We start from the raw sequence: 12346 nt of genomic DNA, 5'->3' as shown, positions 1-12346 counted from the left end.
GCTCCGGACAAAATTCAAAACGCCTATTGTACGCCTTGCGGGACGGGCCGTAGCGCAACACCCATGTCCATCCACTTATCGGCCTGGCAGGTGAAAAGCAGGATCTGATGGCGTTGGGCGGCGTCGTGAATAATGCGCTTCATGGCCCCCAGGCGATCGTTGTCGCTGTGGACCAGCACGTCATCCAGAATCAGCAAGGTGGGACGGCCTGCCTGTTGCAGCAAATCTGCATAGGCAAGACGGGCGATCAGGCCGATTTGCTCGCGTGCGCCAAAGCTCAAGCCGTCAATGTCGTCGGCCAGCCCTTGTCCGCTATCGCGTTGCAGCCAGCGTGGGGCCAGGTATTCGTCCAGCTCCACCCGTGCCTTGCCCAAAAGCAGACGCAGATAGTGGTTAATGTGCTTTTGCAAAGGCTCGTGCAATTGCTGGGTCAAGGCGTTGCGCTGCTCTCGCAGGACAGACAGCAACAGGCGCAAGGCCGCGACACGGCGCTCGTAGGTGGCGCAACGGCGCTGGCAGTCGTGCAGACGTAGCGAGGTCTGGTCGATCTGCTCTTCCAGGCCTTGCGCTCCGTGGGTTTCCAGCTTGGTTTGCACCAACTGCGCGGCCAGTCGGGCCTCGTTATAGCTTTGCTCCTGTTGTTGAGCGCTGCGCTCCAGACGTTGCAGGTCCTGCTCCAGAACCGAGACGGGCAAGGCGGCCAGCTCGGCTTCCAACGCCTTCTGATCGGCCAGTTGCTGCTCGCGTTGCAAGCGCAGTTGTCCCCACTGCTGCTCGCGCTCCTGCTGCGCTTGCTGGCGTTGTGGGTCAGCCCATTGTTGCTCCAGGCTATTGGCTTCGGCCTGGGCCTGTTCCAGACGGGCCTGAGTGCGGGCAACAGCTTCGCGGGCATCATGCCAGTCGCTTTCCAGCGCACGGTACTGCTGCTCGGCCATGGTGGCGGCCTGGGCGATACGGCCCAGTTCCGAGGCCTCGATGGCCTCGCCTTGCGGGCGTTGCGGGGCGATGCGTTGTTGAGCCGCCTGAACCAGACCTTGCAAGTGTGCTTTGCCTTGAGGGGCCAGTGCTTTCATGGAGCTGCGTAACAGCCGGTCCTGCTGCTCTTGTTCCCGATATTGTTCGCGGCGGCGTTCCAGTTCTTCCAGGCTTTTTCCGCCCAGTTGGCCAAGCGCCTGTGCGTATTCCTGCTGGGTTTGCGCCAATTGCTGCTGCACCTTGCCCAGATCGCGGCCGCCGGGAATGATGCGCAACTGGCCCATTCCGGGAAGCTCAATCAGGGTGCTGGCGCTAAGGTGGGCGCGGTGCTGGCCCTGAATGGATGCCCCATCCAGCAACAGGCTGGCGCCGTCTTGCAGTTCGATCTGCAATTCGGTGGAAATCGTCTCAAGTTGGTGTTGCAAACGCTGAATAAGCTGGTGCTGCTGGCGTAATTGGTCCAGGGCCTCGTCGCTGATTTTCAGCTGCACCAAGGCGGCCCCGCATTGCGCTAGTTGGGTTTCCAACTTGCCCAGTTCTTCCAGTTGCCCTTGCACCTGCTGCAATTGCTGCTGCGTGCCTTCAAAGCTGGCTTGATCTTGAAACCATTGCTGCCAGGTACGGGCGCGTTCCTGCTCCTGCAGGCTGGCGTCTTTATGGCTGCGCGCCTGCTCCAGACGCTGGTTCAAGCTGTTGAGCGTGCCCTGCTCTTGCTCCAGCTTGGCACTCAAGGATTTGACCTGCTCGGCGCGCTGGCTGCGTTGGCGAGCCCACTCCAGGTCGCGTTCCCCAGCTTGTTGGTAGAGCTTTTCTCGCTCGGCCAACATGTTCAGCGCCTGTTGCAGTTCCTTAGCCCGTTCCTGCAATTGGCGGGCTTGAAGTAACTGAACCTGCACTTGTTTGGCTTGCTCACGTAGCTGCTCCCACGGGCGCTTAGCCTCGGCATGGGCAATTTGCCTACGGGCCTGCGCCAGTTCGTCCACCCATTGCTGGTACTGCTGCAAGGCGGCTTGCTGGCTCTGTAACTGCTCTTCCAGCTCCTTGGCTTCTTTCTGCGCTGCCAGCCAGACGCCGCGTGGCTGTCCTTGAGCCTGGGTCACATATTGGTCCAGCTGTTGCTGGGCCTGTTCGATCAGATAATCCCCGTCTGCACTAGTCAAATCGGCGATTTCGCTACCCAAAGCCTGCTGCAAGGTGCCGCTGGCGTGCTCAACGGAGCTGCGCAAATCCTGGCCCTGCCCTTGTTCAATCCACAAAAGGCCCGGCACGCCCCAGTTGCGGGCCTGGCTGCTGCCTTTAGCGGCATACTCAAAGCCCATTTGCTGGGCCAGGAATTGTTCGGCCTCGTCATTGTCCAGATGCTGATTGCCAATGTATAAATCGCAGCGTTTGCGCTTCAGGAAACGCTTGCTCAGTCGCATGTCCTGGCCGTTCAGGCTGAAATCCAGCTCGATTTCCGGTGCGGCCGAGGAATCGCCCCAAGGTAGGATTTTTGTCAGACTACCTGTGCCATAACGTTCGAAAAACACCGTGCGCAGGGCTTCGGCCAAAGTGCTTTTACCGGCCTCGTTCGGGGCGCTGATGATGTTCAGGCCCGGTTCCAGCTGGTCCAGTGAGACGGGCTGACGAAAGCGCTTGAACTGCTCGACGCGCAGGGACTTAATGTGCATGACCACCTTCCTTATCGCGCAGCAAACCGGCCAGAATCAACAAGGCATTTTCAGCGGCTTGCTGCTGGCTGCCGTGACGCAGTTCCTGCAACTGTTTCAACGCGGCTTGCAAGTAGCCATCGGCTTGCAAGGCGTCCAGATCCTCTTCAGAAGGTGCCAGACGCAAGGCCTCGCGCTGGCAGTCCCAGGCGCGGCAACGGGCTTGGGACTGCCCCAAAATACTTTCCAGACGCTCAAAACCGCTCAGGCTTAACTGACCTGATAGCTCCAGCTCGACCACGCTTTGATCGGCCAAGGCATTCAGTTCCCGCTCCAGCAGGTCCAGATCCGTGTCGTCATTCAAATGGTGCTGAATGCTGCGCCAAGGGTGTTGGGCAACCGGCAAGGCTTGAACCACAGGTGTTGCGCCCGGCTCGCTGATTTCCACCAGCAGAGCCTGGCCAGAGTCGTTATCCCGAAAGCGGTCCGGCTCGGGCGTGCCGCTGTAGTAGCAGCGCTCGTTAATTTTGACGGTGCCGTGCCAGTCCCCCAGTGCCAGATAGTCCAGTTTGGCGCGTTGTACGCGGTTTTGATCGATCAGGTTATGGCTGTCCAAATGCTCCAGCACCCCACTGACGCTGCCATGCGCCAAGCCCAGACGCCAGTAACCCGCCGGACTTTCGGCCTGATCGAACCAGTCGCTCAAGTCCTGATAAGTCTGGCGTTGTGTCAACGGCGCTGGCAGGACCGCAAGCTTGAGCTCGTCCAGCAGAAAAAGCTCCGGTGTATCAAGCACATGCACATAATCTGGAATGCAGTTCAAGCGGCGCGCGCGTGTCCAGACACTTTCGCTCAAGGCCGCGTCATGGTTGCCGGGCAGGAGCAGCCAGGGGCCGGTGAAACCCGCCATGGCATTGAAACTGCGGCGCAGATTGCGATCGCTCAGGGTTTGCGAATCAAAGACATCGCCCGCTACCACAAGCAGATCGGCGCGATGTTCGCTGGCCATCGTTGCCAGCTTCTCAATGGCCTTGAAACGTGCCTCAGCCAGGGCGGCCGCGTCCTCCAGCTCGAAACGCGAATACTGGCGACCTATTTGCCAATCGGCTGTATGCAGGATTCGTAGCATGACTGCCCTTAGATTTGGTAAAAAAATCGGCCCTTACAGGCCTTGAATGCCTAAAGTATAGAGCTTTGTCGCGGCAAGAGGCGCGGCCAAAGCCGGGACCTGAGAGTACAATTGGCGGCTTTATTCCATTCTTAAAGTGACCCACCCATGATCCGTAGCATGACCGCGTTTGGCAGCGCCAAGGCCGAGTCCGAAGCAGGCACCATCAATATCGAGATGCGCAGCGTCAACAACCGCTTTCTGGACCTGAATCTGCGTTTGCCCGAGGAACTGCGTTTTGCGGAGAATCTGCTGCGCGAGCTGGCCGCCCAGGGCGTACAGCGTGGCAAGCTGGAATTGCGGGTCAACTTTGCCCGTAGCGGCACGGATCAGCAACGCAGCCTGGATATGGAGGCGGTGGAACGCACGGCACAGATGCTGCAAGTGGCACGCGTGGCCATTCCCGATCTGCCTGCACCCGAGCTGCATACCTTGCTGAGCAATCAAAGCGGCAATAATTCGGGCATGGATCCCGAAATCTGGCTGCCCATGATCAGCCAGGCTTTCGAAGCGGCCTTGCAGGATTTTCAGGCGACCCGAGAGCGTGAAGGCCAGCGGCTGGCACAAGCCATGCTGGATATTCGCCAGGACATGAGCGCCATTGTGGACGAGGTTGAGCAGCACCTGCCCTCGATCCTGACGGAGCAGAAGAACAAGATTGCTACTCGCTTGCATGACGCCTTGTTGCAAGCCAGTCCGGACGGTTTCGCCCTGATTTCGGGCGAAGAACTGTCTGCCCGCGTCGCGCAGGAAGCGGCAGTTTTCTCCTTGCGTATCGATGTGGCCGAGGAAATCGCCCGCTTGCGTTCGCATTTGACCGAGCTGGAACTGATTCTGAACGGCGATACCTGCGTGGCGTCCAACAAGAAAAGCACACGCCAAGGCAGCACTGGCAAGCGTTTGGACTTCCTGTTCCAGGAGATGAACCGTGAGGCCAATACCTTGGGTTCCAAGGCAGGCAGCATGGACATGACGCGCGCTTCTATCGACTTGAAGCTGTGTATTGAGCAACTGCGCGAACAGACCCAAAACATCGAGTAAACCAGCCAGTTCCTTATTTTCTGCCTGCCAGTATTTTTTTCAGCAGGTGCTGTCTGCTTAAACCGCGTGAAACCTCAGGTTTTATGGGGTTTTTTCAAGAAAACCGTCTTGCTCAGGCCAGGCGGTTTTTTTGTGGACTTTTCTGATCATCCTCAAACTCCCTAGGGCTATTTTTTCTGAAAGTGGTCTAGTGAAGCCAGGAATAAATACAGACGCTTTATAAGCTGCCTTAATATATAAAAATAAAATAGCGATTTTTAAAATAAAAAAATAAAACAAAAATAAGAAATAATTTTTATAAATAATTAATCCGGTTTTAAAAGTTTAAAAACGAATCACTGATTTTAAATAAATTCATGCTTAATTATCTGTCTGCTAATTAGGTGGCTTGCCGGTTTTGTCCTGGGATTTGCTCGACAAGGCCAGGTAACACGTCACCTTTTTGACAGTTGTGTTTCTGGTTTTAAAACGGCGGTTTTTTCTGGCCGCTGTCTGAATGCCCTGCTCGGCCCCTTGGGTTTTTCTCCGCTTTTTTCTGCCTCCGTCCTTCCCGTACAATAGCCAGCGCTGTGCTGCTCTTAAGCGGCTTATTAAAGGACAGAAAACACATGAATTTCATTTTTCGTGGAAATGAAATATTGGTCAGCAGCCAGGAAGGACAAGCCTTGATTCCCGCCAAACCCGCACTGGATTTAGCGCCGGCGCAATGGCATGCTCTTTTTCCAGGTGACGATTGTCAGGATTTTGCCTGCCACGTAGCGGCCGAGACCCCGGCTCCGGATGGCTTTACCTTCCGTCACTTGCGCGGTGTGCTGTCGCAATTGGGAGATCAAGCCAGTATGGTGAATCGGGCTTTTCAAGTCTCGGAATGGGCGCGCAGCCATCGTTACTGTGGTGTGTGCGGTTCGACCATGGAGCGTGTGAAGCATGAACTGTGCTTTCGCTGCACCTCTTGTGGTTTCTCGGCCTATCCCCGAATCTCCCCGGCCATGATGGTACTGATCCGCGACAAGGACCGTATCTTGTTGGCCAGTCACTCCACTTACGCGACGGCGCGCTACACGGCTCTGGCCGGGTTTGTGGAAGCCGGTGAAAACCTGGAAGAAGCCATTCACCGTGAGGTTATGGAGGAAGTGGGGCTGCGCGTGGACAATATTCAGTATTTCGGCAGTCAGTCCTGGCCTTTCCCACATTCTTTAATGGTGGCTTATACCGCCGAGTACGCCGGGGGTGATCTGCGCATTCAAGCTGACGAAATCAATGACGCGCGCTGGTTTGGCCCGGGTGACGCCCTGCCCGATCTGCCCCATACAGACTCCATTGCGGGCCGTTTGATTCGGGCCAATTTACCGGGCCTGGCCAAGACTTAAAGCGTGACTCAGGTCGCTAGATGGGCGGCGACATTGCGCAGCATACGGCCCAAATCCTCGCGCTCATTCGGATTGAGCACTGACAGAGCATCATCAATCATTTCTTTGGCGGCGGGCCAGACTTGCGCATAGCGCTCACGGCCCGTTTCGCTCAGATACACACGCATATAGCGGCTGTCGTTTTCGTCCGTGCGGCGCTGCACCAATTCGCGTTCTTCCATTTGGTCAATCACCCGGCTCAAGACCGGCTGATGCACCACGATGGCCTTGGCAATTTCCCCGATGCTGCGCCCGTCCTTATCCCACAGGTACTGCAAGACCCGAAAGTGCACATAGGTCATATTATGTTCACGCAGGGTGGTCGATCTTAGCGTTTGGTCCAACTTGTAGATAATGTTGGCCATCTGGAAGGCCAGATTGGTTTCTACGCTGCTGTCAGGGATGGAGACGGGAGTTTTGCTCATAATGCCTTGGGAGAGTCAATCCTGCGCTTGTCGCTCCATGAAATCGGGGCGACAAGCGGACCGTCAGTATACTAGCAGAGCTCTGCCTGGACGGTTCCCGTAGGCGTGTGACTGGCAGCGCGGAAAATCTGCGCGTAGCTCCAGGGATTGGCCATGGCAGAACGCACGACCTGAGTACGCACGGCATCGGGCAAGGCGCTGATCTCACCATATAGACAGGACCACTTCTGGCAGTGCTCTACAATCTCGCGCTCATTGTTTTCCCAGGCTTCCAGGGCTTCGGGGATATCGCGGGCATCCTGCACTTTTTCCAGGAATGTAGCCAGAGCCAGACCATTTTGCATGGCCATGCCCCCACCCTGCCCCAGGTTCGGCGGTTGCGCGTGGGCGGCGTCGCCCAAAATCGCGGTACGGCCACTGGACCAGGTTTTGCAGCGCGTCACACTGTAACGACCCCAACTGACCGGGCCATCTGCGCGTTCAATCAAGTGTGCCCAGTGTGGGAACAAGGCAGACCAGTATTCCTTGTCGATCTGGACATTGCTGGCTCGCACATCGTCGTACGGGCACGTTAAGGCCAGATAGGTTTGGGTTTCGCTGACGGGCGTAATCAGCAAGCGATGCAGACCGTTCCAGTTCTCGATGTATTTTTGAGCGTCTTGCTCCGGAGTGTCGTCTGGCTTGCGGGTGATCATGGTACGCAAGGCCCCTTCGCGGGTTTGCTCGTGCACCAGTTCCAGACCGAGAGATTGGCGGATACGGGACCAGATGCCATCAGCACCCACGACCAGATCGGCACGTAAACGCTCGCCCGAGGCCAGTTGAACTTCGCCGCGTGCGCTGGCGGCGATGACTTCCACATTCGTGCGTACCTTTACGCCGGCGCGTTTGCCCGCTTGCTCCAGGGATTTCAGCAGTTGCGAGCGCATCACGGTAATCAGACGGCGATCGGGCGGTGTGGGGCCGCAATCAATGACCTCGTTATTCAGATCGCGCTGCTCAAAGTGACTACCGTAGAAAGCGCCTTCAATCGCTTGTTCGTACGCTCCCAAGGCTTTGAGAACGCGCAGGCCGTTTTCCCAGATATAAATACCGGAGCCATTGGCGCGCAATTCAGACTGGCGCTCCAGCACAGTGACATCCCAGCCGCGTTGAGCCAAAGCGGCGGCGGTTGCCAAACCACCCAGGCCACCGCCTGCGATCAAGGCACTTAGTTTTTTATCGGACATGCTGGTTTCCTTAAACTTGCGCCCACAAAGGCAAAGAGTGATTGCTATCCAGAACACGTTCGCCAGCCAGAGTCACGTACCACTCGCTGAGCAGACCATCCGGGTCACGCAAGAAGAAAGCGCGCTTCCAGGGCAGGTTCACGTTGTGAACGGGTGTGATGTTCCGGGCTTTCAGGCGCTCCAGTGTTTGTTCCAGATCCTGGACGCCGGCCAGCTCGAAACTGCCATGCGAGAAGGAGGCCTCTTCATCACGTACCAGGATCAGGCTGTAATCATAATTGGCCAGACCAGCACGCAAGTAGACAACCTGCTCGTTTTCATAAACCACTTCCAGGCCGCCGACTTCGGTGTAAAAGCGGCGCATGGCGTCCAACTGAGCGGTACGCAGCACGGCATGGGTGACACGGCGTGGTTGGACCGGAGCGTCGGCCACTGTTTCCAGAACCGGGTCGGAGTCGTAACGGCCTTCGGTAAAAGGCTCCTGACCTTCAGGATCCCAGCGGCTGGTCAGTAATTCCATAGGGCCACCCAGTACGCTGCGCCAGTCTTTAATGGTGTCGCAGTAGAACTCGTTGTAGTTGCCATCGGGGTCAAACATATAGACGCTATGGGCAACCTGATGGTCCACTGTCATGTCAATGTCGCGCCCTTGCTCTTTTGCGCGCTTCCAGCCGGCAACCAGTTCAGCTTCGTTTTCCAGCTCCCAGGCCAGGTGATTCAGACCGGGCTTCAAGCCAATTGTGCCGGGCAGTTGCAGCAGACCGTCACGGCCATACCGGTTCACGCCTTTGGTTGTTTCCATCATGCCCAGATCATGGGGCGTGTGGCCGGTGCCCAAAAAGGTCGCTACCAGATCCGGTTCGGTAAATTCCACTTTCAGGCCGCAGACCTGGCTGTAAAAATCTTCACCGCGTTGCAGCTCGTCAACCCACAGGTTGACGTGGCCCAGACGGCGGGGCTCAAAGCACGCAGTTTGGATGGAGTGGGAAGTTGCTTGTGTCATAGTCTCTTCTCCTGGGTATGACGATTCATGGTCTGCAACACGGCTAGCGTCAATGCGCTGTCGCTCTGCTCCAGATCCATCAAGACGTTGAAATGATTACGGTTTGGCATGGCCATGCTTTGCACCAGGCAGCCCGCCAGCTCGCATTGGCGGGCGTAGTGACGGCTTTGTTCTTGCATGACGGCAGGCTCCAGTGCCCCCCAGGCCACCAGCACGGGCGTTCCCCTTGCTGGTGGGTGCAAGGCCGGGCTATAGCGTTGGGCTTGTTCTTCGTTAAGCTGCAGCCAATCATTCACGGCGGTCTGCAAGAGGGGATGCAAATCCATGACGCCGCTGATAATGCTGGCGCTGTGGATCAGACGCTGTTCACGTCGGGTATCGGCCGCCAGCAACATGCCGCTTAAATGGCCCCCTGCCGAGCTGCCACTAATATGAATACGCTGCGGGTCGCCATTAAATTGCGTGGCGTGCGCGTGGACCCACTGCAAGGCGCGTTCGCATTGCGCCACGATCTGCGGCAGGCGGTAAGCCGGAGCCAAACCGTAGTCCAGGCAAATCACCGTGGCACCGGCGGCATGCAGGCTTTGCGCCATCATGGCCGAGTCATCCTTGGACAACATGCGCCAGTAGCCCCCATGAATGAACAGGTATACCGGGGCGCCAGCCTGGCTGGCCGCATAGATATCCAGTTTTTCTGTCGGGTCATCGCCATAGGCGTGGGTGCTGAAACAGGCTTCCAGAGCTGCACGGGCCCGTTCACTGGCCTGCTTGTAGGCGGCCATCTCAGCGTCAAAATCAGCCACCGAGGCCTGGAGCCGGTATTGCTCCAGGTCTGCTGGATCGAAAACAAGTTTGTTCATTGCTTATTCCGCCTGCGCCGAAGGCAAGCGATTCAAGAGGAGGAAACCGATGAAAACCAGCACTTCCAACGCCAGGAAGCTGCCAAAGGCCCAGATGTAGGAACCAGTCAGGCTCAGCAAGAGGCCCAGCAGGGACGGCGCGACAAAGGTGGCGAACACACCGCCCATTTCGGCATAGCCAGCAGCGCTAGGGCCCAGGTTCACGCCATAGCGCTCCCCCACGTAGCTGAAAATGGCACCACCATGAAAGACCCCTACGCCACAAAGAATGGCCACGATCAGCAGGCCGTTGTAGGGCAATGCCTGCCAGGCAACCAGAACACAGGCGCTAGCCGCCAGAATGGTCAACCACATGCCCACACGCATTACCCCAACACGGGTGAAGCGATCGCTGACATAACCGCCCAGAATCAGGAAGAAGACTTGGGACAAGCCCATGATGGTGCCGAACAAGGGAGCCTGTTCGGGGGCCATTTTCTGCACATCAATCAGCGCTGGAATCAGCCAGGTCGCGGTTGCCGCAACCGAGAACAAAGCCCCAAAAATGGCCAGAATGCCTACCCAGATCCAGGGGCGTGCGGCGATGGAGCGCAACACACCGGCATCGGTTTTGATCTTGTCGTGTGGATCTTGATAAGGACCGGCGCGTACCACCAGCTGCGTGATTAAACAGGCACTTAAGGTCAGCCCGCCCAGGACCAGGAAGAAAGCACGCCAGCCATGGGCCATGGCGTAAGGCAAACCCAAGGCAAAGTCCAGGGTAATGGCCAGCGAATAGGCGGCCAGAATAATGCCCAGCACCAGACCCTGGCGGCGTGGCGCAAACCACTGCATGACGATTTTCATGGACCCGACCCAGACTGCAGAGTCAAAAAAGCCCACAACCAGACGCAGTAAAAATAGCTGCGTGAAATCCTGTGCCTGAGTCTGCAGCAGCATCAGCAAGCCGCTGCCACCCAAGCCAATCAGGTACAAACGGGCCGAGCTCATGGAGCGACCACGTGGTGCCCAGAACAACATGCCCAGTGCAAACGAGACACCGAAAGCACCCTGCACCAGCCCGGCTTGCGCGGGGCTCAGTGACAGGTCTGCCGAGACAATTTTGATAACAGCTGCAAAGCCGTAAAAGTCGGCCGCCAGGCACATTTCGCCCATCACGGCCATCAACAGCATGAGCAAGGCCACTGTGCCGCGTGGCTTGACCTTGTCGAGCGGATTGCCCATAACCCCCTGTTCCACCATGTCATCCTCTCCTTTTGGATAAATGTTCAAGCTGAGTGTTTGTCAGGCACACTCTTCAATTGCTTTAAACATGAAGGATTATGGTGATTTGACTTAATCTATGTCAATACATATGTATTGGTATATACCCTATGATGAGGCGGCTTACGAATGGCGTATCAGGGTTTTTCTCAAGCCTTTTTCAGGGGCAAGGCCAGACAAATAGCGGCCAGCACAGCACAAACAACAGTCACGTCAGCCAGACTCCCCCACCAGGCCGACAAGGCCAAACCGATGCCTAGCAACAGGCTGTACATCAGGCCAAAGACAGCACCTGCCTTCCCTGCCACCGAGCGATAGTCCTGCAAGGCAGCCGACAAAAGATTGGGGATGGCGATGGCGTAGGCCAATGCCAGCAACATGGCCGGCAGCAGGAAAATCAGATGTGGTCCCGCCAACTCCAGGCCGGTAGCCGCCACGGCCAAAATCAAAATCCCCCGCCACACCAAATGCCGGGCACGGTGTCCTGCCGCCAGCCAGCGGCGATTCAGAAAAGCGCCCATAAAGGTTCCGGCAGCCAGTAAAAGGCCGGCCACCATCATGGGACGGTTATCGGAGCCCAGGCCTTCCAGCAGGAAAGGTGCCCATTGGTAAAAGGAAAAAATCGTGACGTTGAACAGAGCCACCAGCATGGCGGACTGCCAAATTGCCGGGTCACGCAGCAAGCGGAGCAGCACATTCACCATGCTGGCCTGGCTGTGTTGAAGCGGGCGGGTTTCAGGAAGCTGAAACAGGCAAGCAGCCAACAAGATCAAGGCCAACACGAACAGCCCCAGAAAGACGGGCATGAGGCTTGCGCTTGTTGTCAGAGCGACGCCCATTGCCAGACCTAGCAAGGGACTTAATGCCAGAGCGGCGCCTATGGTGCCAAAGATCCTGGCCAGATCTTCTGCCTGGTAGCGATCGCGCAACATGGTTTGTACACCGATCGAGCCGACCGCTGCTCCAAATGCACTGATCATGCGGGCAGCCAGCAAAACACCGAAGCTGGGGCTGAACACAGCCAGCAGGCAGCCCAGGCCATAAACCGCCAAACCGGCCAGAACAGCGGGCCGACGCCCGGCCTTGTCGCATAGCCAGCCCCAGAACAGCACGCCTACGGCAAAGGCTATGAAGTAGACCGATAAGGTCTGCCCGGCGCGGCTGGCCGACACGGAGTAACTGTCGGCGATCAGGGGTAAAGCCGGGCTATAGGCGGTTTCCACCACCTGCGGAAACATGATCAAGGCGATCATCAAGAATAGGAAACGAGACATGCAAACCACACTGAATTGGGAAAAAAGAATCAGCGTAAGTCTGGCTGGAT

General features: G+C 57.1%; 10 protein-coding genes. 2 read left to right on the top strand and 8 right to left on the bottom strand.

Annotation, left to right across the window (positions count from 1 at the left end; genetic code table 11):
• Positions 1-23 precede the first annotated feature (23 nt).
• Positions 24-2645, bottom strand: a complete 2622-nt coding sequence (locus NBV64_RS10020) for an AAA family ATPase (protein WP_250755671.1) — start codon at positions 2643-2645, stop codon at positions 24-26.
• On the bottom strand, positions 2635-3753 hold the full coding sequence (locus tag NBV64_RS10015; RefSeq protein ID WP_250755669.1) for a metallophosphoesterase family protein: 1119 nt from the start codon (positions 3751-3753) through the stop codon (positions 2635-2637). Before NBV64_RS10015 ends, NBV64_RS10020 begins: the two co-directional genes overlap by 11 nt.
• A 147-nt stretch (positions 3754-3900) precedes the next feature.
• Here NBV64_RS10015 and NBV64_RS10010 point away from each other — a divergent pair, with 147 nt between their 5' ends.
• Complete coding sequence (locus NBV64_RS10010) at positions 3901-4833, top strand: YicC/YloC family endoribonuclease (RefSeq protein WP_250755667.1); 933 nt, start codon at positions 3901-3903, stop codon at positions 4831-4833.
• Between the two features lie 608 nt (positions 4834-5441).
• Entirely contained in the window at positions 5442-6203 is a 762-nt protein-coding gene (nudC, locus tag NBV64_RS10005; protein ID WP_250755665.1) for an NAD(+) diphosphatase, read from the top strand.
• Between the two features lie 8 nt (positions 6204-6211).
• Here the strand turns inward: nudC and NBV64_RS10000 are convergent, their stop codons facing one another.
• The 6 genes from NBV64_RS10000 to NBV64_RS09975 form a co-directional block, all read right to left on the bottom strand.
• A complete protein-coding gene (locus tag NBV64_RS10000; protein WP_009453901.1) occupies positions 6212-6667 on the bottom strand; it encodes a MarR family winged helix-turn-helix transcriptional regulator in 456 nt (151 codons plus the stop codon).
• 71 nt (positions 6668-6738) lie between these two features.
• The gene (locus NBV64_RS09995) at positions 6739-7896 is read right to left on the bottom strand and encodes an FAD-dependent oxidoreductase (protein ID WP_009453900.1); all 1158 of its coding nucleotides are present in this window, start codon (positions 7894-7896) and stop codon (positions 6739-6741) included.
• 10 nt (positions 7897-7906) lie between these two features.
• On the bottom strand, positions 7907-8899 hold the full coding sequence (locus NBV64_RS09990; protein WP_250755663.1) for a VOC family protein: 993 nt from the start codon (positions 8897-8899) through the stop codon (positions 7907-7909).
• Positions 8896-9759 carry an alpha/beta hydrolase gene (locus NBV64_RS09985; protein ID WP_250755661.1) on the bottom strand — a complete coding sequence of 288 codons (864 nt, stop codon included), beginning with the start codon at positions 9757-9759 and terminating at the stop codon, positions 8896-8898. The genes NBV64_RS09990 and NBV64_RS09985 overlap by 4 nt, the downstream gene beginning before the upstream one ends.
• Positions 9760-9762: 3 nt before the next feature.
• Complete coding sequence (locus NBV64_RS09980; protein ID WP_250755660.1) at positions 9763-11001, bottom strand: MFS transporter; 1239 nt, start codon at positions 10999-11001, stop codon at positions 9763-9765.
• A 170-nt stretch (positions 11002-11171) separates the two neighbouring features.
• Entirely contained in the window at positions 11172-12296 is a 1125-nt protein-coding gene (locus tag NBV64_RS09975; protein WP_250755658.1) for an MFS transporter, read from the bottom strand.
• Positions 12297-12346 lie beyond the last annotated feature (50 nt).

The sequence above is a fragment of the Alcaligenes sp. DN25 genome (assembly GCF_023674485.1).
GTDB classification, from domain to species: Bacteria; Pseudomonadota; Gammaproteobacteria; order Burkholderiales; family Burkholderiaceae_B; genus Alcaligenes; species Alcaligenes phenolicus.
The sequence above is the reverse complement of the archived record's forward strand: the minus strand, read 5'-3'. Positions and strand labels throughout refer to the sequence as shown.